Here is a 24994-nt window from a genome sequence, read left to right as displayed (position 1 = left end):
CCGTCCCAATCGGGGCGGTCTTGTTGGCGCTTGCTATCATATTAGGACAAGTTCCCGAATATAATGAAGACAAAAACAGCCGCTTTTCGCTGCATAAGTAGAGCTGTTTTGCATCCTTGCATATACTGACAGCAGGATGGTATGAAGGAAAGAGGTGATCCCAGTGGGTACACGGCTTTTATCGGAGCAACGCCTGAAAACGCACTTTCCCCATTTAAGATATATCCGAATTCATACGTCAGATAAGTATAAGGCGACGATATATGCCTGGACAGATGATTTGCAGCTGACGATTCAGGATGTGCAAAATGTGGAAAAATATGCAAACGCTTACTTGTATCCGTATGTCGTTTTCCAAGTGAAGGCGTATTGTGCGGTTCGTGCGGATAAAGTGCCTTTGCTGCAAGATATACCTGCCGATATTGTTCAAACAGCCCTGCGCTCGAATTTAAATCAATATGGGATTCTAGCAGCGATCAATCGGCTGTTTCCATATGGGCGGCTGCGATTTAAGCATTATGACGTCATAAATAGTATCATTCATTTTGATTTCGATGCGCTTCAACGAATTGGTGAGTACGAGAAGGATATCATGATGCGTTACTTGCGCGAAATGATTCCACTCGGCTGCTTTTGTGAGGTTCGTTTTCTGGAGGATGACATGTAGTGATAAGGAATAGCTCAAAGGATGTCTACGAGGAAAGCTCGGAGGCATTTCTTTTTGCTTTAAAATTCTTACTTGCCAATACCATGCTTTTGTATGTATCTTTTTCCAATGGGGCTAATCGTGTCTGCGTGAGCAGTCCCATCTAAGAAGTTCATCACTTCACTTAAAGGAGATACATAGGCCATGCTGAAACGATCCCCGTATGTGCTTTTAATTCTTGCGACTTGTATTTGGGGAGGTAATTTTGTAGCGGGGAAGGCGCTCGTCTCCCATATTCCACCTATCACATTGGCAATGGGACGCTGGGGAATTGCGTTCTTGTGTCTGCTGCCCTTCTTTGGCAAAGCGGCTTGGCGGCTTAAAGCTGAATTTCTTACTCATTGGAAAATGGTGCTATTCCTCTCCCTGACCGGAGTTGCGGGATTCAATTCACTTACGTATGTCGCCGTCCAATACACGGGCTCTATCAATGCATCTTTGATGAATTCGGCGACGCCGATCTTCGTTGTTCTCATCACTTGGGCTGTAATGAAGGAAAGACTCGCCTGGTGGGCTCTGCCAGGAATCGGCGTATCCATTCTAGGCGTGTGCTGGATTATAAGCCAAGGGAAATTGTCCGCAATCCTACAGCTATCCGTGAATAAAGGTGATTTGTTTATGCTCATCGCTGTTTTGTGCTGGGCGTTGTATTCGGTTGGCATGAAAAAGCTGGCTGGACGCTTCCCAGCAAGCCCGTTTTTACTGGTGCAAGTAACGGTAGCGCTTGTTGTGCTGATTCCGAGTTCGGCGATCGAGTGGACAATCAAAGCGCCTGAAATGTCTTGGAGCCCCGCTTTGGTGAGCGGATTGTTATACGTTGGTATTTTTGCTTCGATCGTTGCATTCTTGAGCTGGAATCAAGCGATTGAGCTTGCCGGTCCGCAGCGCTGCGCGGGTTTTCTCAACTTTATTCCACTGTTTAGCGCGATCTTTGCAACAACATTTACTGGCGAATCGCTGCAACTGTATCATCTGTTAGGTGCTTTTTTGATTGTGTTAGGTGTGTACATGACAAATATGGCGATGAAGAAGGGGAGTCGGCTTTTTCTTGTTAATAAGAGGGTGTAGTGATGATTTTCATCACAACAGTAATGATTTCTGCTGATTCCGCCCGATTCGCCATCTGTAAGCGAGTTTTTCATCACTATATCCCATTCAACCAACGGTTGAGTGGGATTTTTTTTGGGAACTGCTGTGACCATGGTCGGCCTACAAATTGTGCGCAAGGTCCCCGCCGTCGCCCGTAACTCGATTATTTCGACTTAGTGAACTCCAGAGTCCAAGTCCGCCACCCGCAAGAATTACGAGTCCCCTGCGGCCATGCTCGCCACACTTATCTCGACTAAATCATGATAAATTTTTCTTTAATAGGCAATAAACAACTTTATTTTTCAATAAAATGTTATATAATGTACAATATATAATAAATAGAACACATTATATATCGTGAAACAAAGCTTTAGGAGGGAAATATTATCGAGTTAACCGCCCGCCAGTTAGAAATTATTGATCTTGTCGCCAAATACGCGCCTATTACCGGGGAACGTATCGCTGAGCTGTTGGGGATAAGTCGACCGACGATTCGATCAGACTTAGCTGTTCTCGTCATGTTAAGGCACATTGATGCAAAGCCCAAGGTAGGTTATTTTCTCGGAACAGCCGCACTAGACGTGCAAACACCTTTTAAGTCGATCGAGTCCATGAAAGTGAAGGACGTGATGGGTATTCCCGTCTTGCTTCGTGAAACGGTCACTGTCAGCGATGCAGTCGTTGCCCTTTTTCTCGAAAATGTAGGCAGTCTGATGATCCTGGGTCCGGAAGGTGCCTTAGCTGGCATCGTGTCGCGAAAGGATTTGCTCAAGGTAACGCTTGGACATGCTACGGCAACGGCAATGCCAGTATCGTTAGTGATGACCAGACAACCTAACATTATAACCGTGAAACCAGATGATAGTATCCTGGAGGCAGCGCGGAAAATGATTCATCATGAAGTTGACAGCTTACCTGTTGTCAAAGCGCTTGAAGGCCGTGAAGGCATGGAAGTTGTAGGCCGGATTACGAAAACAACGATGACCAAATTGCTGCTGGATGTAGCGCTGGGTACGTAAATCAGGGGGAAATGACATGGGAGAGAAGCTGCATACCATTTTCGTATGTTCGGATTCGGTAGGAGAGACAGCAAATACGGTTGTTCAAGCAACGATTCGGCAGTTTAATGCAAGTCAGGTCGCCGTCAAACGGCACGGTTCCATCCGCACAGAAGACGAAGTGCGTGCAATCGTCGAAGAGGCATCACGGTTAAAAGGATTCATCGCCTACACGCTCGTACTGCCGGAGCTAAGAGAAATGATGCGCCAAGAAGCTATCCGACTGAACGTGAATGCGATCGATATCATGGGCCCTATGATGCAAGCATTCATCGATACGTTTAAGGATTCGCCTAAACGAAAAGTAGGTCTGCTCTATCAACTGGATGAACAGTATTATCAACGGGTGGAAGCGGTTGAGTTTACCGTCAATAGCGATGATGGCAAGGATCCTAGCATGATGAAGCAAGCGAATATTGTGCTGCTTGGACCTTCACGGACATCGAAAACGCCGCTTAGTATTTATTTGGCTCACAAAGGCTATAAGGTATCGAATTATCCCCTCGTACCTGAGGTTAAACCACCTGCTCTTTTACATGAACTGGACCCGAAGAAGTTAGTTGGACTCACGATGAGCCCAGATAAATTGATTGGGATCCGTACGGAGCGATTAAAGGCAGTCGGACTTCCCTTTGGAGCCAAATACGCCACGAAAGAACGCGTTGAGGAAGAATTAGCTTTTGCCATGAGATTGTATCGCGAGTTGGGTTGTTCGGTTATTGATGTGAGTGAGAAAGCGATTGAGGAAACAGCAGGCTTAATCTTGGCGGAAAGAGCATAACGCATCAACAACGAATCAAACCAATATCGAGAGGGTGGGTTGCTCATGCATAGAGACTTGTCGTTGGAAATCGTAAAAGTAACGGAGGCTGCTGCTATCGCATCGGCTAGTTGGACGGGAAAAGGGAATAAAAACAATGCGGATGAAGCAGCAACCTCTGCGATGCGTGAGTATTTTCGCGCTGTTCCCTTTCGCGGGACCGTTGTCATTGGCGAAGGGGAAATGGATGAAGCGCCGATGCTCTATATTGGGGAAGAAGTGGGCAGTGGAGCTGGTCCGGAATTTGATGTAGCTGTTGATCCGTTGGAAGGCACAGATATCGTCGCCAGCGGACGGAATAATGCCCTATCAGTTGTAGCGATTGCAGAGAAGGGAAATCTCCTGCATGCCCCGGATATGTATATGGCGAAGCTGGCTGTTGGTCCTCGCTTAGCAGGCAAGCTGAGTCTGGATGATCCGCTGGAGGTGACCATTCAGAAGGCGGCTAGCTTGCTGCAAAAGAATATCTCAGAGATGACTGTCTCTATTCTGGATCGGAATCGGCACGCCGAGCACATCATGACACTTCGCAAGCTGGGTGTCAAAATTTATTTGCTCAGCGATGGTGATGTGGCGGGTGCAATGGCCGTAGCTTTCCCAGAAACGGGCATTGATCTGCACGTAGGCTCAGGTGGTGCGCCTGAGGGTGTGCTTGCAGCTGCAGCCTTGCGATGTATGGGCGGAGAGCTGCAAGGTCGTTTGCTGCCTGAGAATGAAGAAGAACGTCTTCGCTGTCTAGCCATGGGGATTACGGATCCATCGAAAGTGCTAAGCATGCGTGACCTTATCGGAGACTCGGATATTATTTTCGCAGCAACAGGCGTAACATCAGGCGATTTCTTAAATGGGGTCAAATATGGCTGGGGCGGTCGTGCCCAAACGCACTCCGTCGTCATGAGAGCACAAACGCAGACGGTACGTTTTATCCAATGTGTTCACCAGCTGCATGAGGAGCGCGGCAGCGCCTAAGGCACTGAACCTCTTTTAATACATGCTAAACCTATACATGTGCCAAGTCCCCCTCCGCATATACATGTGTTGAGAAGATGCGAAAAGAGGGATAACCATGAGCTTGTCTTCAATAGATTTTCTTTCCGTCGTCCGCAGCTGTATACCGCAGGAGGCCGAGATTGTCGCGCTGCAGCAGGAGGGAAGTCCCGCGGCGATTCTATATGCCGATGTGGATGGGGATGGATTTCCTGAAATCACAGCCCTGTATAGATACTTAGATAGTCAATATTTATTCTCCTTAAAGGAATTTTCCGGCAATTGGTTTCCAATCGGCTCAGCTTCAACGGGCAGAGTGCAGGCAGTGAAGGATTTTGCCGCTGCTCCAGTGTCGCGTAAGGAAGGTTGGGATGTTGTCATCGGCTGGCAACAGGCGGAAGTCCCCCTTGCAGAGCTGGATATTATCCAATGGACACCGAATGGATTTCAGCGTGTCATACCACCGGGGACGTCGTATTCCCACTTGGAAATTGAAGATATGCCAACGCGAAGCGGTCCGGATGGTCTGTGTGAAATTGCCCTTTGGTCGCAAGAGCAAGGCCAGGCGTATCGCGTAGAAACGTATCGTTGGGAGCCATACCGTCTGGTGCCGACCAATGATGTGCATGCGTATTATTTTCAAAAGGTTGCTCGCTACTACGAGGATTTAACGCAGGAGCAACCGAATGAGCAGCTCTATCGGAGTTATTTAGAGGATGCGCAAAAGCGGGCAGAAGGAAACTAAGTCGCTTAATGAGATGCCAGGGGAGAGTTTCCCCTGGTTTTTTCGCGTGTCGTAATATCTGAGTATGGTTGTCCGAAAGTTAGACTAAAAATAAGCGTTTTCATATGCTACATTTATTAGAGTTGTCTAGATATCATATAAATGAATGCAAGGATTAAACCTACTGGAGGTCGTCAAATGTCACGTAAGTATCGAATTGGAATTATTGGTTGCGGTGGAATCGCAAATGGTAAGCATTTGCCAAGCTTGAGCAAGCTGTCTAATGTAGAGCTAGTCGCATTTTGTGACATTGTCCAAGAAAGTGCTGAGAAAGCTGCAGCGAAATATGGAATTGAAGGCGCGCTAGTTTGCGAGGATTATAAAGAAGTATTGCAAGATGCTTCGATTGACATTGTACATGTATTAACACCGAATATTTCACATGCGGAAATTACGATTGCTGCGCTTGAAGCAGGCAAACACGTTATGTGTGAGAAGCCGATGGCGAAAACAGCTGAAGATGCGAAGCGCATGGTTGAAACTGCGAAGCGCACAGGTAAAAAGCTGACAATTGGCTACAACAATCGTTTCCGTCCAGATAGCCAACATTTGAAAAACGTTTGTGCAGATGGTGAGCTAGGACACATTTATTTTGCAAAAGCACATGCAATTCGCCGTCGTGCGGTACCAACATGGGGCGTTTTCCTCGATGAAGAGAAGCAAGGTGGAGGTCCGTTAATCGATATCGGTACACACGCGCTTGATCTAACACTTTGGATGATGGATAACTACAAGCCGAAGGTTGTTTTGGGAACGTCCTACCATGAATTGTCCAACAAAGAAAATGCTGCCAATGCATGGGGACCATGGGATCCTAGCAAATTTACCGTTGAGGATTCCGCGTTCGGGATGATCGTGATGGAAAATGGCGCAACGATTATTCTTGAATCCAGCTGGGCGTTGAATACGCTTGAAGTGGATGAAGCGAAATGCTCCCTGAGCGGTACAGAAGGCGGAGCAGATATGAAGGGCGGACTTCGCATCAATGGTGAGAAGCACAGCCGTTTATACACAACTGAAGTTGAGTTGAAAACAGGCGGTGTTGCGTTCTATGACGGTAAGAGCGAAAGCGCTGCTGATGTAGAAATGCGTTCTTGGATCAACGCAATTGACCAAGATATCGACCCAGTTGTAACACCAGAACAGGCGTATGTGGTTTCACAAATTCTTGAAGCTATTTACGAGTCTGCACGTACAGGCAAAGCTGTTTATTTGAATCAATAATCGCATAGATATGAAAAACCATTGGGATGTAGGGTCCTGATGGTTTTTTGTCGTGAGATGGCGTATGCTTATCGTAGTGAAGGACTCATTCTGTTATCTAGGAAAGGAAGCGATTGTCATGCAATTGGGTTTACAAAATAAAGTCGCATTAATTACCGGCGGAAGTAAAGGAATCGGTCTTGCAACGGCCATTTCTCTATCCCGGGAAGGGGCAAAAGTTGCCATACTCGCCCGCAACGAAGAGCAGCTAAAGGAAGCGGCTATGCAAATTGCTAATTTGACCGAGGGCGAAGTGCTAACGATTAAAGCTGATGTGACATCCGAAGCGGATTGTCAGCGTGCCATTGAAGAGACCGTCCATCGTTTTGGCGGATTACATATTCTTGTGAATAACGCAGGTACGGCCGCTGCAGCGCCATTTGAGCAGGTAGGCGCGGAAGTGTGGCGACAAGATTTGGAGCTGAAATTGTTCGGAGCGATTCACTGTTCGCGCTATGCAATTCCCCACATGCGAGCGGCAGGAGGCGGTTCGATCGTGAATATCACGACATCTGCTGCCAAAACACCGCCAGCTTCATCGCTCCCAACCTCTGTTAGCAGAGCTGCTGGGCTGGCATTGACGAATGCCATGAGCAAGGATCTGGGCTCGGCACAAATTCGCGTGAACACAGTGTGCATTGGAACCATACGCAGCGATCAGATTGAGAAGGTTTGGAAGAGAGTAGCCCCAGACCTATCCTGGGAGGAATTCGCTCAAGATCCAAGGCACGATATTCCACTCGGTCGTATTGGCAACGCGGAGGAAGCGGCCAATGTCATTACCTTTTTAGCATCTGATGCCGCCTCATACGTCACGGGAACTTCAGTGAACATCGATGGTGGAAAAAGCGCGGCACTATAAATATACAAGGTAAGCAAGCAGCCTAAAAGAACAAAGCCTATGACTCTCCAATTATGGAAAGCCATAGGCTTTGTTCTTCTTATATTTTTCTTAGGAAATGGCTTCGATTATGCTCGACGTTTCTTTCTTAGATACCAGACGACCATTGAGATAGCGTCCCGGATTGAAGTGTTGTTGTGAAAATTCATTGTAATTGTCATAAGCAAGAAACCTCCCTAATCCTGAAAGAATGTCATGCATGAATAGTAGTACGTAAGAAAGCTGACGATGGTTCTATTTTTTTTTAGTGGGAAAAGCCCATTTGATGAATGTGACTAATTTGAGCGATTTTTCGATTATTTTTACTTGACAGGTTAAACGTTTCAAATTAATCTAGAAGTGGGTGTTAAACGTTTAACAAAATCAATGAATCGAAGCAAGTAAAAATAAGGGATTCGGAGTGATTCTAACATGTGGAAACAAGCTATTGAAGATGCTTTGCAGAAAACGAAAGTAAATATTGAGCGTTTCGGGGATCAGTTCCCTCATGTCAGTGAGAACGATATTTATCATTTGAATCCGAACGACGATTGGACAGATGGCTTCTGGTCAGGCATCCTGTGGCTTGGCTATCAATATACTGGGGACAAAGCGTTTCAAGAGGCTGCACAAAAAACGGTTGCGAGCTTTAAAGAAAGACTTAAAAATCATGTTGCCTTAGATCATCATGATATCGGCTTCCTTTATTCCTTATCTTCGAAGGCGCAATGGATTCTTGAAAAGGATGAGAATGCAAGGCAGCTTACATTGCAAGCAGCTGATGTACTAATGAAGCGTTGGAGACCAAAAGGCCAATACATACAAGCTTGGGGTCCCGAAGGCGACGAGAAAAATGGCGGGCGCATCATTATCGACTGCATGTTGAATTTGCCGCTATTGTACTGGGCTTATGAGCAAACTGGCGATGCAAAATATAAAGAAGTTGCTATTATTCACGCGGATTTGTCGCGTCGTTACTTGGTACGCGGTGATGATTCCTCTTATCATACGTTCTATTTCGACCAAGAAACAGGTGAGCCTCTACACGGTGGGACACATCAAGGTTATCATGATGGATCAACGTGGACACGTGGTCAAGCTTGGGGTATTTACGGGTTTGCGCTTTCCTATCACTATACGAAAAACCCGCTTTATTTAGAGACTGCTAAACGCTTAGCGCGTTATTTCTTCGATCGTCTTCCAGCGGATGATGTCGTATATTGGGACTTCGATGCGCCAGTGAATGCCGAGACGAAAAGGGATAGTTCCGCATCTGCGATTGCATCTGCAGGGACTTTGGAAATTCTAGAGCATTTAGCAGCGGATGATCCAGATCGTGCGTATTTGGAAAATGGTGTGCAGCGTTCGATGGCTGGACTAATCAAATCCTACGCCACAATCGGCAAGCCAGATGCACAAGGCTTCTTGGAGCGCGGTTCCTACAGCGTGCGCGGTGGAGCTGCACCTGATGACTATGTGATTTGGGGCGACTACTACTATTTGGAAGCATTGATGCGTTTAGAGAAAGGTTTCAAAGGATACTGGTATGAGTAATTCACAAACGGCAGTGGGAACAGATCGCGCTTACTGGGTGCAGACGATGCTGCGTATTGCAGAGCCTGTGCTTCGAGCGCTAGCAGCTAGAAAACTTCGTGCCACGATGCCAGTAGAATGTAAAAAAGAAGAGCAACGCGAGTTCACACATCTTGAAGCTTTCGCAAGGACACTTGTCGGGATCGCGCCTTGGTTGGAAAAGCCTGCGAGCGATGCAGAAGAAGAAAAGCTGCGCTTGGAATACGGCGTGTTGGTTCGTGAGGCGATGGACGCTGCAACCGATCCGGAATCGCCGGATTTCTTAAACTTCGCGAATGGTATGCAGCCCATCGTGGATACTGCTTTTTTGGCGCATGCGATTTTGCGTGCTCCGAACACGCTGTGGCACACGTTGGATGCACGCGTTCAGCAAAACCTCGCCGCCGCGATGAAAACCTCACGGACGCGCAAGCCAGGCTTCAATAACTGGCTGCTCTTCGCCGCGATGACGGAAACTGCGCTTGGCGTCATGGGCGAGGACTGGGATCACATGCGGGTTGACTTTGCACTGAAGCAGCACGAGCAGTGGTACCTAGGCGACGGTATGTATGGTGATGGTGTTGACTATCATGCAGATTATTACAACAGCTTCGTGATTCAGCCGATGATGGTAGATATTATTGAGCATGTGCATACGCTATATGGGGATTGGGCTAAACTGCGTGAGAACATCCTGAAACGTGCTCAGCGCTATGCGGCTGTTCAGGAACGGATGATTTCTCCAGAAGGAACTTTCCCGGCGATTGGGCGCTCGTTAGCTTACCGCTTCGGGGCGTTCCAATCTCTGGCGCAAACAGCATTGCGTCGTGAGCTGCCGGTTGAAGTAGCTCCTGCTCAAGTGCGCGGCGCACTGACCGCTGTGATTCGCAAGTTAATTGAAGCGCCTGGCACCTTTGATGAAGGCGGTTGGTTGCGAATTGGTCTTTGCGGACATCAGCCAGAGCTGGGTGAGCCTTACATTTCCACGGGAAGCTTATACCTGTGCTCGGCGGTGTTTTTACCGCTGGGCTTGGCAGCGGAGGATGAGTTCTGGCAAGGTTCACCTGCGCCATGGACCTCACAAAAGGTTTGGTCAGGCCAAACGGTTGCTATCGATTCGGCGTTATATTAGAACTGGGAAGGGCTGTCGCTATCGCGGCGGCTCTTTGTGCTATTCAGGGAAAGGAATGCTGTCAGAAATCAGTCCCGCAGGGGAGAAACGTATCGTGCTTTTATAGAAGAAGAGGCCCGCATGCCTTATGTTGTGGGAACGCACTGGTTTGTTTGTCGGCGCAGGGACTGTGATTGAGGGATGCCGTTAGTTCATTTAGTTGAGCTGACGGCTTTTTTTATTTGTGAAACCTTTTGGAACCGATCTGATTTTCGTGTACACTTACAATAAAGCTTAATAAACGCAATGCATATAATATCCACAAATACTCTAGGTGATAGATTGTGGATAACTTTTTAGGATGCGTAGATCGAGAAGAGAGAAGTGACTTTACGTGCATCAGCACTACCAATTAACCGTTGAAGAGGTACTGAAACGTCCCTCCTTTCAACATGCCTTCATCGCGGCTGGCCAAAAAGGTCTAGGACGGCTCGTCCGTTGGGTTCACATCATCGAGGTGATTCAGTTTGAAACGCTGCTGCAAGGTGGCGAGATGATTTTAACCACAGGGGCTGCTTTCAAAGATGATACAGACTCCTTCATGACCTATTTAGGCCAATTAATCCATAAGAACGTAACCTGTCTGTGTATCGAGATGGGACATTACATAACCACGGTTCCGCAAGCTTGGCTGGATGCGGCTGAGGACCACGATTTTCCGCTCATTATATTCCCGGAAGCCGTCCGTTTTATTGATATCACCCAAGATATTCATGCTCACGTCATTAACCAGCATCATCAAGCGCTGCAGGATTTGGAGAAAATATCGCGTGAATTTCATCGTATGACGCTTTCTTCTCGGGGGGTCTCGCACGTGCTCGCGCTGCTGCAAAGCAGTACCAAGAGCCAAGTCATCTATGTGCCTGTCGAGGCACAGCCGAAGTTCACGCCACCGCTGGGGAAGCGGGAGTCAGCGAAATGGCTCAGCTTCTTGGCAAGCCGAACCGCAGAGCAAGGGAATGAAGGCTCAGGGGCTGCGCCATCTTTTGAAGAGGTAGAAGGTCAAGCGGTCATCGTTCAGCCTGTCGGGGCTATGGGCAAAACCTGGGCACACATCCTGCTCATCCTAGATCGAAAGCCGCAAGAATACGAGTATTTGATTCTGGATTCAGCCTCTCTTTCCATTGCGCAGGATTTGCTGCGAAAACGTTATATGGAAGAGCGCAAATTGTATTCGCAGACGCTGTGGGTGGACGATTTGCTCCATATGCGCATTCATGATGAAGAGCAGATTAAGGTACTGATTGGCGCTGAATTTAAAAAGCTGAATGCGCTGAACCTTCAGGTGATTTTGCTTGAGTTTGAACAAGAAGGGGTAGCCACAGAGGATGAGGGAATTGAATCTGCGGGGCTCCACTTGTCGCTTGCAGCGCGCTCTATTTTTGAGGGGCAGCTGTTTCACCCGTTGATCACGTTGAAGCACAACAGACTTGTCGTCGTGGCATTCGATAAAGCTCCCCAAAAGCCAGCGAAGGAGCGGCTGCAGCACGTGTTTGAATCGCTTCAGAGCATGAAGGATAACGAGGGCATCCGGTTGAAAATCGGGATAGGGCTACCGCAACAAAGTTTCATGCAGGCGTATCGCAGCTATCAGCAGGCACTTCAAGCGTTGTCGCTAACCGTTACTTTGCAGCAGAAAAATACGATGTTTTATGATGAGTTAGGCGTATTTGAGCTGTTATTTCATATTGCGGATAAGGCGATTTTGGAGTCCTTCATTCGCTCTTATCTTGGTCCGATCATTGATCATGATCGTCTGAAAGGCAGTGAGCTGCTGCGAACGCTTAAGGTGTATCTAGACCATGACGGCTCGAAGCAAATTGCTGCGCAGCAGCTTTTTATCGTGAGACAATCTCTGTATTATCGTTTGGACAAAATTGAAGAGCTGCTAGGTGCGGATTACATGCTTCCTGAGCGAAGATTGGCGCTGCAAGTTGGGATTAGAGCGTATCAGCTGCTGTATCCTGAGCGAAAATTGTGAAAAGAATAGCGGTCAATTTTTGACAAAATGTCTAATGGAACTTAAGCCTTTCTCTCTTATACTTGGAGACAAGTAGAGAGCGATCCTTGCACATATGGGGTCCTCAAGAGAGGCTGATGACGCATGATTATTGGGGTTCCGAAAGAAATTAAAAATAATGAATTTCGCGTTGGCATGACACCGAGCTCGGTGCTATCATACAAAAAGGCTGGACATGATGTAAGAATTGAAACAAGAGCTGGACACGACATTGGGTTCACAGATGAGGATTATGCAGCAGCAGGTGCGACGATTGTGGCATCCGCAGCTGAGGTATGGGCATCGGATATGGTCGTTAAAGTGAAAGAGCCACTGCCAGAAGAATATGGCTACTTCCATGATGGTTTGATTCTGTACACGTATCTTCACCTTGCACCTGAGGCAGAATTGACGCATGCACTGGTGAGCAAAAATGTAACCGCCATCGCCTATGAAACTATTCAGCTCGATAACGGAAGCTTGCCGCTATTAACGCCTATGAGTGAAGTGGCTGGGCGGATGTCAGTGCAGATCGGGGCTCATTTCTTGGAGAAAGCGCACGGCGGTAAAGGGATTTTGCTAGGCGGCGTACCGGGTGTTGAACCAGGTCGTGTAGCCGTGATCGGTGGCGGCATCGTAGGGGCTAATGCGGCTAAAATGGCCGTGGGGCTCGGCGCGGATGTGACGATCATTGACCTCAATGCAGATCGTCTTCGTCAGCTGGATGATCAGTTTCAAGGGCGCGTGAAGACGATCATGTCGAATTCGTATAACATCGCTGAGGTTGTGCGCAAAGCGGATTTGGTTATCGGTGCGGTACTGATTCCAGGTGCTCGGGCACCTCGTCTCGTGACGGAGGATATGGTCAAAACGATGAGCCCAGGCAGCGTGATCATCGACGTTGCGATTGACCAAGGTGGATCGATCGAGACGATCGACCGCATTACAACCCATGATCAACCTACTTATGTGAAGCATGGTGTTATCCATTATGCCGTCGCTAATATGCCAGGGGCAGTAGCTCGCACATCCACGTTGGCGTTGACGAATGTCACGACTGCCTACGGTTTGCAAATCGCGAGCAAGGGCTTCGTGCGCGCAGCGCTCGACAACAAAGCCATTGCCAAGGGGATTAACGTGGCACAAGGACATGTCACATATCAAGCGGTTGCGGAAGCGCATGGATATGCGTATACGGATATTTACTCGTTGTTGCAGTAAAGTTGAGGGGCCTCCACAGGGATGTGGAGGTTTTTTTGTGGCTGGAGGCGCCTAGATGCGAAGAGTTGCTCGAAAAATTCGAGTATCTCATGTGCCTAGGCACTATAAAGTGATGCTTGGGGAGTGTGGGGCTCGCAAAATAGTGGCTTTTACGCAGCATGTGGGGAGAGAAGAGTAGAGAGGTGTAGATGCGGAACGTAGTTCCGCTATTTGAGTAGATTCAAGTGATTTCGCCGAGTTACGGAACGTAGTTCCGCTAATATTGTGAAATTCAGGTTAAACAGGCTGACATTGACGAAATAGCGGAACCACGTTCCGTTTCCCACCGGTTATTGGCGTTTTTGTGGAAATAGCGGAACCACGTTCCATAAAAAAATGATTAGCTACCTGCCATCCCCCACATCTCAACACGTCAAGCACCCCCAGCTCCTATCACGCCCAGCAATTCCAGCATCTCCACATCTCAACTGCCCCAGCCTCCCAGCATCTCATCACTCACTCCCGGCGCTCCTAGCCTCTCCAGACCTCCACACCTCCACACCTTCCGCACCTCCAGCAACTCGGCTCCCATTAGCACCCCCACCATCCCACCAATCACCAACTTCGCATTGACGCTACATTTATTAGCATATAGAATTGAACAGGTGAAACGTTTCAATTCCATGTTCTTTCATACATAAAAGCCTAACAAGCTACTCAATAGGAGATGACAATGTGACGACGTTACAGCAAAGACAAGACGAAATTATTGCCAGCGTTGCGGCAGCTGCGTATCAACAGCCTGTCTTAAGCAATGGGTTTCTTTTCGAAGGGGACGTTCGGGATAATTTCTACTACGCATCCTATCTGTTCGCTGCTTCGGTGGATCCTGCAATCGCTTTCGAAGGGGATCGCAAGGAGGCGAAGGATAAGGCAGAACGCATTCTCCTGCACTTACTACAGATCCAAGATCAGGATCCTTCAAGCAATACCTACGGTCATTGGCCGCTCAATCTAAGACCGACGCCACAAGAAGCGTCGAAAAATACGTTACCTGTTGAGCTGATGGGGAGCTTAATGGTTTATTTTGTGCAGCGATACGGGGAACAGTTGAGTGAAGACCTTCACGCAGGTTTCGAGAAAACACTTCGTCATATATATGACAGCAACTTCTATCGGAAACCCGTATCGGATTACGGGCATCACGAAGCGAAATATACCGCTGCAAAGCTGATCTTCGGACAGCGCTACGAAGACGCTGATCTTATCCAAGATGGCTTAGACAGCCTGAGAAAGACACTAACACGGGTTACAACCAATGGCATGTCGGAGTACAGCGCACTCCCATGGTTTTGGCACTGGGTCCAAGCGTTTACATGTGCGTGGAAGCTAACCAATGACAATGAAATCCGAACCGAGCTAGCTCGGATGTTGGATTATCTATGGAATGTACGCGCAACGTACTACCTCGGAGGGGCATGGGTCGGCCCGCATTCACGGATTTGGCCGCATGATATGCCGAAAGATACGAATGTGCTGCACGATTATGTGCAATTCGGCGATTTCAAGCTGCCAGCACATATGCCGAGAACGGAATATGCCGGTTTCCTTGCGTATGAGGCACCTGCAACAAGCATCCAAACTGCCCTGCATCGGTCATCAGTACCCGTCGAAATCAAACGCCAAATTCCAAAGCAAATTAGTCAAGCTCAACATGAGAATGACGTTCTCCACAGTTATGTATATATCACAGAAAACGTTGCCATGGGCGGGATCTGGGAGCGAGTCCGTGAGTTTGATAACGAGCAGCACCGCTGGGACGTTGCACTTCCGCTTGATCACACGCAAGGTGTGAATCATGCTTATTTTTTCCATCCGGATTTAGAAAAGCCAGAAGGAGATCTACGGCATGAGAGCGAATACACAGAGGTACTTTTTCATCGGAATGTGATAATGGCCACCTATGACATCCCAGAAGATAAGCCTTCCTATATCAAAGGGTGCTTACCCTTAGGGGAATGGGTCGTGGAGTCGGGCGGACTTTTTGGCCGCGCAGGTAACGTCCTCATGGCTGTGTTCATCCAGCACGAGTTCAATCATGAAGTGCTTGAGGATCGGATCTTTGTAACTAGCCGTGGCCGCACACATGCAGTCGTCGTCGAATGCATCGATCTGGTAACCGCGGAGACGTTAGGCATTCGCGATGTTCACCATTTTGCAGAATTAATGAAGGGCAAACAACCGAATTACAGTGAAAATAACACAATCACGTACATATCTATTACGAATCAAACGTTGTTGTTAAGCGGCGATTGGGCGAAGGAAATCAGCAGACTCATCAATGGTGAATCCATAGATTTTTCTTCCTACACAATCGCTTAAATTCATAGAAATGAGGATGGACACATGCCAGCAATTGATTATCCATTAGAAAAGCTTCTCACGTACGAAGGACGTAACCCGCGACCTGATGATTTCGATGCTTACTGGGAGCGTGCGATCGCTGAAATGAAGGCGGTAGATCCCCAAATTGAACTGATCCCAAGTGAATTTCAAGTTCCGTATGCAGACTGCTTTGATCTGTATTTCACAGGTGTAAAGGGAGCGCGTATCTACGCGAAATACGTTCGCCCGAAAAATGTGACAGAGCCGCATCCAGCGATTGTTCAGTTTCATGGGTATTCAGGTAACTCAGGCGAATGGCATGATAAGCTTTCCTACGCAGCGCTAGGCTATTCTTTCTTCTCTATGGATTGCCGTGGTCAAGGTGGGTTCTCCGAGGATGTTGGCGGAGTAAAAGGGACAACATTAAGAGGGCACATCGTTCGTGGTTTGGACGATCATCCGGATCAGCTGTTGTACCGAGATATTTTCTTGGATACTGCACAGCTTGCGGGTATTGCGATGAGTATGCCTGAGGTTGACCCTGCACGTGTAGGTGCGATGGGTGGTTCGCAAGGCGGGGCTTTAACGATTGCCTGTGCGGCGCTTGAGCCACGCATTAAGAAACTGGCACCCGTCTACCCATTCCTCAGTGACTATAAGCGCGTATGGGAGATGGATTTGGCGAAGGATGCCTACCAAGAATTGAAGGACTTTTTCCGCCGTCATGACCCACAGCACAAGCGTGAAGAAGAATATTTTACCAAATTAGGTTACATCGATATTCAAAATTTAGCTAATCGCATTCAAGGTGACGTGATGATGGCTGTTGGTCTCATCGATACGGTATGCCCTCCGTCTACCCAATTTGCAGCTTATAATAAAATCAAATCGAACAAAAAGCTTGAAATCTTCCCGGATTTCGGACACGAGGGATTGCCAGGCTTCGGTGATTTGACGCTTCAATTCTTTAAAGATCTTTAACAAAAACAAAACCACTCTCATTCTAAAGATGCGAGTGGTTTTTTGCGCTCCGTCTGCTGCTTGCGGTATTGGCTCGGTGTGACACCGATCATTTTTTTGAAAAGCTGATTGAAGAATTTCATATCCTGATACCCAACACGGGCAGCGATATCATTGATTTTATCAGAGGATTCACGTAAATACTGACAACAAGCTTCTAAGCGGGCATGCTGCACATACGTTGTGAAGCTCATGCCTGTAAGCTTTTTCAACTGTCGTTGGAGTTGGCGTTCACTCATCGATAGTCGGTTCGCAGCTTCAACAAGCGTGATGGGGCTGCTGCAATTCATTCGAATATAGACCAGCAGACTTTCTATATTTGACATACTGGCTTGCGTAACCTGAGGCAAATGTTCCTGTTTCGCACGGTGCATATACACGAGCAGTTGCTCTACACAAGCTTGCATAATCGTAATAAAGCCAGCGCGACGAGCATTATACTCAAAAAGTAATCGTTCGAACAGCGGTTGGAATTCACCGTTCTGTTCTTGAAAAGAAAGAAATTCTACTTCGCCATGCGGCTCTGCCGCTTTTTGAAAAAAATGTGGAAATTCCTGCTCGCCCATTGCCGCTGCATGCTGAAGCAATTGGTTCATCCATGCCTGCGTAAAGATGCAGTTATACACGATGAGCGGCTTCTTCTGATTCGTCGAGGAAGGTCGGAACACGTGGGAGATGCCAACCGGCAGGAAGAACAGATCTCCTTTGGTCACCTTCATACTGACATTGTCAATATAATGGGAGCCGCTTCCTTCAGCGACATAGCTGATTTCGATGAAATCATGGGTGTGCTGCTGCATGTCGAAGGATTCGTGAACACGATTCACATAGAGGGGCAGTTCAGGCACGAAAAATAAACGGCCAGCCGTTTCCGTAATACTGCGCTTGATCGTCATCTTATTTCACTTTGAAATGAACAACTGCGCTATACAGCATTTTACCAGCATTCGGGTCGAATACAGTGTGATGTTGAATAGCATACACATCAAGCAAAAGCGCCTTGTTGTTGTCGATTTGTTCATTGATTTTCTTTTCAAGCGTTTTTAAATCATAGGCCTGAAAAAACTCAATTTTATTTTCAATACGATCTAAAATAAAGTCCATGATCCTGCGCCTCCTTCAGATAAATGTAAATGTATGACGGTTTCTCTTATTATAACGTCAATATCTGATATAGGAAGTATATCTGAATAGGCGTATACTTGGAAATGCCACGGATCGGACGTTTTTAATACAATGCAATGTCTTACATGCCAGTCAAAATTGTAATGGGAAGTGATGTTGTTTTGAACTCTACACGGTTATTGGTTGATTTCTTAAAGAAGAAATGGCCGTTGTATGTCATCGCCGCACTCGCTATTTCGGTAGGGAATATTGTTCACTCGTACTATCCCAAACTGCTAGGGATGTTTACGGACCAGCTCCAGAAGGGTGGTCTCAGTAAAAGCCTAATTGTGACGTATAGCGTGCAGCTGCTCTTTATTGGTGTTACCTTTGGTGTACTTTGCGCAATTGGTCAGTACATGATTATGCGAAACGGACGACGCTTTGAATTTGAAACGCGAAATCGGCTATTTGATCATTTCACCCATTTAGGGGCTACATTTTACTCGAAAAATGGGGTAGGGAAGCTGTTGAGCTACGTGATGAACGATGTCACGGTGATCCGCGAATCCATTTCGTTAGGTATCAATCAACTTTCGAACTCGCTTATTTTAATAGCAGCCGCTATCGTTTCGATGTTGTTCAGCTCGATTCCGTTGTACGTTATTCTGATCTGTATCGTGCCCTTAGTCCTTATTCCTGTGTTATCGGTGAAGTTCCAACCTGTGATTAAAGAACGATCGTTACAGGTCCAAGAAGCATTAGGCACGATGACCGAGTCAGCCGAAGAGCAATTCGGGGGCATTCGTGTGGCAAAAAAATTCGCAGTAGAATCGATTATGATGAGTCGATTTAGTGAGACGGTCGATCGGATTCGCGACAATCAGCTTAGATTAGTACGCCTATCCTCTTTATTTGAAGCGCTAATTCCGTTTCTGGGTGCCGTATCGCTCATTATTGCGATTGCCTTCGGGGGCTATTTGACAATTCATGGACGGATTACAATCGGTCATTTCGTTGAATTGACCCTGTATATTCGAATGATGGTCAATCCCTTGCAGCAAATTGGACGTGTGATTAATGCGTTGCAGCGCTCACGTGCGTCCTTGGAACGCGTGAATGAACTGCTCTCCTTGGAGTCAGAAATCAAGCAGAACGAGCTTGCACAGCCTACGCATCTCGATCAAGAGGAAATACGGATTGAGCATTTGTCGTTCTCCTATCCGGATGATGAGGATGAAGTGCTTCATGATATTTCATTGACCATTGAACCTGGGAAATCAATCGGCATTATTGGCAAAACCGGCAGCGGGAAGTCTACCTTGATGAAAATCATGCTCCGGATCTATGATCCGCCGGAAGGGACGGTTTGGATCGGAGATAGCGATATCCGTGATGTAACGATAGAAAGCTTGCGGAATCAAATCGCATACGTGCCGCAGGAAGGCTTTCTGTTCAGCACATCCATCCGGGATAATATTGCGTTCTTCAAGCGGGAATCATCGATGGACAAAGTGGAGCATGCTGCCAATAAGGCGCAAATTTTGTCCAGTATCATTTCATTTCCAGAGAAATTTGAGACGAAGCTCGGTGAACGCGGGGTCACTCTGTCAGGAGGGCAGCGTCAACGAACGAGCTTAGCGAGAGGAATCATCAAGGATTCCCCGTTGATGATTTTAGATGATAGCGTGAGTGCGGTTGATTCCGTAACGGAGAAGCACATCATCGACGCGATTAGGGAAGAGCGTTCGAATAAGACCACAATTTGGATTGCCCATCGCATCTCGGCACTGAAGCACACCGATGAAATCATCGTGCTGCATGAAGGAAGAATCGTGCAACGCGGCACGCATGATCAACTGCTAGCGCAAGAAGGCTTGTATGCAGAGCTATATGCGATACAGGAAGGAGGCAGCGACGATGTTCAAGCAGAAGAAACCTCCAGTAGAGCCTAAACAAGCACAAGCGTCCTTTCGAGCTTTAGCCGTGTATGCCAAACCGCACAAGCTTACATTTTTTGCTGTTGTCGTTTGTGCGCTGCTAGGGATCGCGGCAGATTTATTCCAGCCTTACCTCGTCAAGATTGCGATTGATGATAATTTGATGATCGGCAAAAATGATTTCACCTCGCTGATTATGATTTGTCTGCTGTACGGTGTACTTTCCGTTTCGAGCTTAATTTTTAGCTACGTACAAAATAATTTGCTGCAATACGCAGGTCAGAGCATCGTTGCCAAAATCCGCAAGGATTTGTTTAAGCATATTTTCAAGCAATCGATGTCCTATTATGATAAAACGCCAAGCGGAAGCCTGATCACACACGTGTCTAGCGATACGGAAACCTTGAACCAGTTTTTCACACAGGTACTCTTAAGCTTGGTGCGAGACAGCATGACGTTGGTTTTCATCATCGTGCTTATGTACCATTTGGATCCGATGCTGACGTTGTACAGTATGATCGTTATACCGATCATTCTCCTCATCGCGATGGGCTTTCGCTCCTACATGCGTAAAACGTATCAGCTTTCACGTTCGAAGCTATCCCAGATGGTCGCTTTCACGGCTGAGAATTTGTCAGGGATGCATCTGATCCAAGCGTTTCATCAAGAGAAAGAGCAGATGAGCCGCTTTACGGAGAAGAATTCGGGGTATTTCCGGGCAAACCTGAGAGAGGTTCGCACGAATGTTTTATTCAATCGGTCCTTTGACATTTTGGGCAATTTATCCGTCGCGTTTATTACTTGGATTGGCGGTATTGCCGTCTTCGATAAAGCGATTGAATTCGGTGTGCTCTATGCTTTCATCACCTATATTAGGCAATTTTTTCAGCCGATCAACAATATTACGCAGCAATGGAATACGTTGCAGTCAACCCAAGTTTCGATGAGTCGGATTTGGAACATTTTCTCGGCGCAGCCTGAAGTGAAGGATAAAGAGGCTTCTGAGCTTATTAAGTTAAAAGATGTCAAAGGGGACATTCGCTTTGATCATGTTCATTTTGGCTATCAGAAGGACACAGCCGTCATTGAAAATCTAGATCTACATATCGCGCCTGGGGACATGATCGGTATTGTAGGTACGACAGGTGCAGGCAAAAGCTCCCTGATCAGCTTATTGTGTCGCTTCTATGATGTGCAAGAGGGCAGCATTCGGATCGATGGTATCGATATTCGGGATATTTCGCAGGCTGATCTTCATCGGACGATTGGTTTGGTGCAGCAAGAGCCTTACTTATATGCAGGAAGCATTGTTGAAAATGTACGAATGTTCGACACGGAGATTTCTCGAGAGACCGTTATCGAGGCCTGCAAATTGGTCGGTGCCGATACACTGATCTCACGCATGAAGGATGGGTATGACACGCGCATTTCGGAGAGAGGGAGCGGGCTGTCGGCAGGCGAGCGACAATTGATTTCTTTTGCCCGTATCATCGTATTCCAACCCAAGGTCCTGATTCTAGATGAAGCTACGGCTAATTTGGATTCACAAACAGAGCAGCTGATTCAAAATGCATTGAACATCGTTGCCGAAGGAAGAACGACGATTGTCATTGCGCATCGCATTTCAACGATTATGCATGCTGACCGTATTATCGTGATGAGTCATGGGGAAATTGTAGAAGAAGGAACACACGCTGAGCTTCTTGCGTTTCAGGGCTTCTATGAGCAATTGGTTCACCATTCCCAAGGAAGTCATGCACATGAGAAGGAAGCGGGAGGTCGCATGTCATCGATAGGCTAATGATCAGGTACTAGGAATAGATAGTACTTCTCAAATCGGTGAACTCCAGTACAATTAGAAGTAAGTCGAGAGGAGGGAAAACAGCATGAAATCCAACAAAATCATGATCCAACTAGGGTATGTCTTGGGGGCTAGTGCTCTTTTAACTGCTATTGGTTACTTCTTCGCTTCGAACTGGGAGAAGTTAAACCGATTAGAGAAATTTTTGCCTGTATTCGTGCTCATATTGGGGTTTTATGGTCTATCCGTTTGGCTTTCTCGCCAAGTGGGAAGACAATTTTTAAGTAAATTAAGCCTGTTTGCCAGTTGTATTTCCTTTGGTGTCGGGGTCGGACTGATTGGTCAAACCTACAACTCCCACGCAGACAGTTACAGCCTATTCCTCGTATGGTTCGTGCCGGCTTTGTTATACGCGATACTAACCAGGTGGCAGCCCTACTATGTATTAAGCTATATTTTGGGCCATCTCGCCTACGGGTTGTTCTTTTTCCCCAAGTGGGGGAGCTATTCCGAAGCGGAAGGAACAACCCTTGCGATTTGGTTAGGGCTAGCGGTTGTGAATGGCGCCTTGTTCATTTTGTTTGAAAAGGGGCGTATCGTTTCTCCATTTCTAAAATGGGTGACTTTTCAAGCGACAATCTGTATATTTATTATCGTTTCCTTTTCCCATACCTTTGAGAATTATGGGATATGGATGAATGTCCCACTCCTTGCGGTGCTTGCGTTAGCGGTGATGTATGCGCATCGCACACAGAATAAAGTGTATCTGTTGTTCGCAGGGCTTTGGGTTTCCGCCGCGATCACCGTCAAGTACGTCGAGCTGATCATCGAGTATCATAATGAATGGTTTTTCATCGTAAGCTTGCTGTTCATCATTGTGTTTATCGGCGCTAATGTGATGTTTATGAACTACGTTCGTGCTTGGAAGCCTGCTTCTGAGAAATTGGAAGAAGGAACAGAAGTGGAAACTGAAAAGGCTGCCAAAGGCGATGGCGACTTCACCAAATGGATCGTTCGTGTGCTCACGATTTCTGTGATCATCATCGGTTCATTGCTAGGTAGTTTTACGCTGATTGGCTTAGTGACAGTCGTGCTAGGTTTTGATGATCCAGCTAATATTTTGATTGGCTATGGCTTTGTATCCGTCATTGGGATGTTAGCGGCGAAAAAATTCAATGTTTTAGCCCGTTTCACGATTTTAATCAGTGGGCTTATGCTAGGTGTTGGTGCAGCAGTTGGCACGGAACGTTCTTCAATGCTGCTGATTTTTCTTGCACTGACCGTAGTCGCTTTTGCTTATCTACAAGGCTTAGTGAAGAGAATTCTCTTCTTAGTAGCATCGATGATCATTGTGGCTTTTGTCTTATTCGATTGGCTGAATGATGGTGTCGAGGTACTTAGTATTCTTACGGGCCTGCTGTTCCTCTTGTTCGCAGGTGGTCAGCTCATCCGTTCGGCAGCATTCCGTGAGCCGGTCTTGTATAGCAGCTTTCCAGCCTTCTTGTTATCGTTATTCGCCTTAACCTTTATGGCAGAGTCTGGTTGGTACTATGCAACGAATGTCTTGTTCTTCTTGCTAGTTCTAGCCGCGATCATCGTGAGCAGACAGCTTCAGGTTCGATGGGTATTCAACTGGTCAATGGGCTTCTGGATTGCCTTCCTTGTGTACAAATATTACGATTTGGCTTGGAAGCTCCTGCATAAATCCATTAGCTTGGCGATTATCGGCATTCTGATTCTAGGGTTTACGGTGTGGATTGAAAAAAGGCAGGGACTCGAACCTGATGAGACTTCGGTTACGCGTCCTGTTTACGGAGCTAACCGTTGGATTATCGCACTAGTCGTTCTCTTGCAAATCGCAGCCATGTCGTTGCAAATCGGCAAGAGTGAGTATCTCCTTAGCCATGGCAAGCTGATTAAGCTGCAGCTGCAGCCGCTGGATCCGCGTTCCTTAATTCAAGGGGACTATGTACGACTGCGTTACGACATTTCTCAGCCGCCGATCTACCAAAATAATTTGGACGAACGGAAATTTAAAGGAAAAATTGCCGTGGTACTTGGACCTAGCTCTACCTCGAACGTATACGAGTTCCGTCGGGAATATGAGGCGGGAGAACAGCTTGCTTCGGATGAAGTCCGCTTGAATGGGGAAAGAGCTGGCTATGAAGAAATTGAGTATGGCATTGAAAATTTCTTTATCCCAGAAGGTACAGGAAGAACCTATGAACTGAATTCAAAATTTGCCGAAGTCAAAGTATCTGCCGGCGGCGATGCGATCTTAGTTCGATTAACCGAGAAATAACTTAGCTTTATAGAAAGAATGAGGTAATTAACACCATGTGGCTCCTATTTTCTGTCCTCGCAGCGCTATGCTTTGGCCTGCGAGGCATTCTTTATCATTGGACTAGTCAGCAATCACTGAATCGAAATGTACTGCTTTGCGGCACATTTGCTATGGGAGCAGTCGTAAGTCTCGCGAGTGCCCTCATTTGGCAATCAGCGTGGGAAGTATCTGCGCTTATCGGGATTCAAATGGGGTTGTTCTCCTTCGGAGCAAACGCCAGTATGTTCAAAGGGTTTGCCGTGGGCAAAGCCTCGTTAGTGGCTATTTTGACTGGCTTACCTTCCGTTGTGGTCGTCTTATTTGCCTATTTCCTATGGGGTGAACGGCTGAACTTGCTTCAACTGTTTGCGTTTGTTGTCATCGTTATCGGTATTTTATTTGTCAGGTACTCCAACGACATTACGTTGTCTAACTTACAAGGTGCAGGATGGGGAGTCGTCGCACTCTTCTTATTTGCTTTTAATGACTTGTCCAGCAAATGGACAACAATCGTCCATGCTTCTCTATTTCCGACGCTGTTCTTTATGTTTGCAACAGGCACAATTTGCTTTGCGATTTGGTGGTGGAGAGATAAGAAACAGAATTCAACGAAGCAAGCAGCAGGAACTACAAGTTCCTGGACAGAGCGTAAGACGTTTCTTTTCGGTATGATTGTTGGTATAACGAATGTAATGGGCATGATTCTTATTATTCATGGATTTGCACATGGGATTACGGGGCTAGTCTCGGCCGTAGTTGCGCTCAATGTATTGATTGTCCTGCTTTATACGCGTTTTATTTTGAAAGATAGGTTCTCGAAGTTGGAACAATCTGGATTAGCCATAGCAATGATAGGCATCCTAATGATGAAGCTAGTTGGCTCCTAAAAAGG

Annotated in this window: 20 protein-coding genes; 18 read left to right on the top strand and 2 right to left on the bottom strand. The window is 46.9% G+C overall.

Annotated features, from left to right (window positions below; all coding sequences use genetic code 11):
* Positions 1–163 precede the first annotated feature (163 nt).
* The 14 genes from AC58UX_RS23585 to AC58UX_RS23520 all read left to right on the top strand — a co-directional run bounded on the left by AC58UX_RS23585 (position 164) and on the right by AC58UX_RS23520 (position 16895).
* Entirely contained in the window at positions 164–667 is a 504-nt protein-coding gene (locus AC58UX_RS23585) for a hypothetical protein (RefSeq protein WP_497257206.1), read from the top strand.
* Positions 668–850: 183 nt separating this feature from the next.
* Entirely contained in the window at positions 851–1774 is a 924-nt protein-coding gene (locus tag AC58UX_RS23580; RefSeq protein WP_497257204.1) for a DMT family transporter, read from the top strand.
* A 404-nt stretch (positions 1775–2178) separates the two neighbouring features.
* Positions 2179–2814, top strand: coding sequence for a helix-turn-helix transcriptional regulator (locus AC58UX_RS23575; RefSeq protein WP_497257286.1), 636 nt, complete (start codon positions 2179–2181; stop codon positions 2812–2814).
* Between the two features lie 16 nt (positions 2815–2830).
* Positions 2831–3634, top strand: coding sequence for a pyruvate, water dikinase regulatory protein (locus AC58UX_RS23570; RefSeq protein ID WP_497257202.1), 804 nt, complete (start codon positions 2831–2833; stop codon positions 3632–3634).
* A 45-nt stretch (positions 3635–3679) separates the two neighbouring features.
* Entirely contained in the window at positions 3680–4642 is a 963-nt protein-coding gene (glpX, locus tag AC58UX_RS23565) for a class II fructose-bisphosphatase (RefSeq protein WP_497257200.1), read from the top strand.
* Positions 4643–4739: 97 nt separating this feature from the next.
* Positions 4740–5405 carry a hypothetical protein gene (locus AC58UX_RS23560; RefSeq protein ID WP_497257198.1) on the top strand — a complete coding sequence of 222 codons (666 nt, stop codon included), beginning with the start codon at positions 4740–4742 and terminating at the stop codon, positions 5403–5405.
* A gap of 177 nt (positions 5406–5582) precedes the next feature.
* The gene (locus AC58UX_RS23555; RefSeq protein ID WP_497257196.1) at positions 5583–6668 is read left to right on the top strand and encodes a Gfo/Idh/MocA family protein; all 1086 of its coding nucleotides are present in this window, start codon (positions 5583–5585) and stop codon (positions 6666–6668) included.
* Between the two features lie 118 nt (positions 6669–6786).
* Positions 6787–7569, top strand: coding sequence for an SDR family NAD(P)-dependent oxidoreductase (locus AC58UX_RS23550; RefSeq protein WP_497257194.1), 783 nt, complete (start codon positions 6787–6789; stop codon positions 7567–7569).
* A gap of 450 nt (positions 7570–8019) precedes the next feature.
* Positions 8020–9141: a glycoside hydrolase family 88 protein gene (locus AC58UX_RS23545; protein ID WP_497257192.1), complete on the top strand. Its 1122-nt coding sequence runs from the start codon at positions 8020–8022 to the stop codon at positions 9139–9141.
* Positions 9134–10291: a DUF2264 domain-containing protein gene (locus AC58UX_RS23540; RefSeq protein WP_497257190.1), complete on the top strand. Its 1158-nt coding sequence runs from the start codon at positions 9134–9136 to the stop codon at positions 10289–10291. The genes AC58UX_RS23545 and AC58UX_RS23540 overlap by 8 nt, the downstream gene beginning before the upstream one ends.
* Before the next feature lie 373 nt (positions 10292–10664).
* The gene (locus AC58UX_RS23535; RefSeq protein ID WP_497257188.1) at positions 10665–12311 is read left to right on the top strand and encodes a PucR family transcriptional regulator; all 1647 of its coding nucleotides are present in this window, start codon (positions 10665–10667) and stop codon (positions 12309–12311) included.
* Between the two features lie 123 nt (positions 12312–12434).
* Positions 12435–13550 (top strand): alanine dehydrogenase, encoded by a 1116-nt coding sequence (ald, locus tag AC58UX_RS23530; protein ID WP_497257186.1) that lies wholly within the window; start codon positions 12435–12437, stop codon positions 13548–13550.
* A gap of 714 nt (positions 13551–14264) precedes the next feature.
* On the top strand, positions 14265–15911 hold the full coding sequence (locus tag AC58UX_RS23525) for a hypothetical protein (protein ID WP_497257184.1): 1647 nt from the start codon (positions 14265–14267) through the stop codon (positions 15909–15911).
* A 24-nt stretch (positions 15912–15935) separates the two neighbouring features.
* Complete coding sequence (locus tag AC58UX_RS23520; protein ID WP_497257182.1) at positions 15936–16895, top strand: acetylxylan esterase; 960 nt, start codon at positions 15936–15938, stop codon at positions 16893–16895.
* 17 nt (positions 16896–16912) lie between these two features.
* Here AC58UX_RS23520 and AC58UX_RS23515 read toward each other — a convergent pair whose 3' ends face one another.
* Together AC58UX_RS23515 and AC58UX_RS23510 are read right to left on the bottom strand one after the other, a co-directional pair.
* Positions 16913–17830: a helix-turn-helix domain-containing protein gene (locus tag AC58UX_RS23515; protein WP_497257180.1), complete on the bottom strand. Its 918-nt coding sequence runs from the start codon at positions 17828–17830 to the stop codon at positions 16913–16915.
* A 1-nt stretch (position 17831) separates the two neighbouring features.
* Positions 17832–18038, bottom strand: coding sequence for a YrzA family protein (locus AC58UX_RS23510; protein WP_497257178.1), 207 nt, complete (start codon positions 18036–18038; stop codon positions 17832–17834).
* 146 nt (positions 18039–18184) lie between these two features.
* Here AC58UX_RS23510 and AC58UX_RS23505 point away from each other — a divergent pair, with 146 nt between their 5' ends.
* From AC58UX_RS23505 to AC58UX_RS23490, 4 genes are all read left to right on the top strand, one after another.
* Positions 18185–19993 carry an ABC transporter ATP-binding protein gene (locus AC58UX_RS23505; RefSeq protein ID WP_497257176.1) on the top strand — a complete coding sequence of 603 codons (1809 nt, stop codon included), beginning with the start codon at positions 18185–18187 and terminating at the stop codon, positions 19991–19993.
* A complete protein-coding gene (locus tag AC58UX_RS23500; protein ID WP_497257174.1) occupies positions 19959–21779 on the top strand; it encodes an ABC transporter ATP-binding protein in 1821 nt (606 codons plus the stop codon). The genes AC58UX_RS23505 and AC58UX_RS23500 overlap by 35 nt, the downstream gene beginning before the upstream one ends.
* A gap of 85 nt (positions 21780–21864) precedes the next feature.
* Positions 21865–24081: a GDYXXLXY domain-containing protein gene (locus AC58UX_RS23495; protein WP_497257172.1), complete on the top strand. Its 2217-nt coding sequence runs from the start codon at positions 21865–21867 to the stop codon at positions 24079–24081.
* Between the two features lie 35 nt (positions 24082–24116).
* Positions 24117–24989 (top strand): EamA family transporter, encoded by an 873-nt coding sequence (locus tag AC58UX_RS23490; RefSeq protein ID WP_497257170.1) that lies wholly within the window; start codon positions 24117–24119, stop codon positions 24987–24989.
* The last annotated feature ends 5 nt before the right edge of the window (positions 24990–24994 follow it).

Source organism: Paenibacillus sp. J22P90, from assembly GCF_059692195.1.
The sequence above is the reverse complement of the archived record's forward strand: the minus strand, read 5'-3'. Positions and strand labels throughout refer to the sequence as shown.

Excerpts from the sequence above, each read along its gene's own strand:
- AC58UX_RS23500 (WP_497257174.1), top strand. The coding sequence starts at position 19,959 with ATGTTCAAGCAGAAGAAACCTCCAGTAGAGCCTAAACAAGCACAAGCG.
- AC58UX_RS23490 (WP_497257170.1), top strand. The coding sequence starts at position 24,117 with ATGTGGCTCCTATTTTCTGTCCTCGCAGCGCTATGCTTTGGCCTGCGA.
- AC58UX_RS23510 (WP_497257178.1), bottom strand. The coding sequence starts at position 18,038 with ATGGACTTTATTTTAGATCGTATTGAAAATAAAATTGAGTTTTTTCAG.
- AC58UX_RS23550 (WP_497257194.1), top strand. The coding sequence starts at position 6,787 with ATGCAATTGGGTTTACAAAATAAAGTCGCATTAATTACCGGCGGAAGT.
- AC58UX_RS23560 (WP_497257198.1), top strand. The coding sequence starts at position 4,740 with ATGAGCTTGTCTTCAATAGATTTTCTTTCCGTCGTCCGCAGCTGTATA.
- glpX (WP_497257200.1), top strand. The coding sequence starts at position 3,680 with ATGCATAGAGACTTGTCGTTGGAAATCGTAAAAGTAACGGAGGCTGCT.
- AC58UX_RS23520 (WP_497257182.1), top strand. The coding sequence starts at position 15,936 with ATGCCAGCAATTGATTATCCATTAGAAAAGCTTCTCACGTACGAAGGA.
- AC58UX_RS23570 (WP_497257202.1), top strand. The coding sequence starts at position 2,831 with ATGGGAGAGAAGCTGCATACCATTTTCGTATGTTCGGATTCGGTAGGA.
- AC58UX_RS23580 (WP_497257204.1), top strand. The coding sequence starts at position 851 with ATGCTGAAACGATCCCCGTATGTGCTTTTAATTCTTGCGACTTGTATT.
- ald (WP_497257186.1), top strand. The coding sequence starts at position 12,435 with ATGATTATTGGGGTTCCGAAAGAAATTAAAAATAATGAATTTCGCGTT.
- AC58UX_RS23540 (WP_497257190.1), top strand. The coding sequence starts at position 9,134 with ATGAGTAATTCACAAACGGCAGTGGGAACAGATCGCGCTTACTGGGTG.
- AC58UX_RS23505 (WP_497257176.1), top strand. The coding sequence starts at position 18,185 with ATGCCAGTCAAAATTGTAATGGGAAGTGATGTTGTTTTGAACTCTACA.
- AC58UX_RS23495 (WP_497257172.1), top strand. The coding sequence starts at position 21,865 with ATGAAATCCAACAAAATCATGATCCAACTAGGGTATGTCTTGGGGGCT.
- AC58UX_RS23555 (WP_497257196.1), top strand. The coding sequence starts at position 5,583 with ATGTCACGTAAGTATCGAATTGGAATTATTGGTTGCGGTGGAATCGCA.
- AC58UX_RS23545 (WP_497257192.1), top strand. The coding sequence starts at position 8,020 with ATGTGGAAACAAGCTATTGAAGATGCTTTGCAGAAAACGAAAGTAAAT.
- AC58UX_RS23515 (WP_497257180.1), bottom strand. The coding sequence starts at position 17,830 with ATGACGATCAAGCGCAGTATTACGGAAACGGCTGGCCGTTTATTTTTC.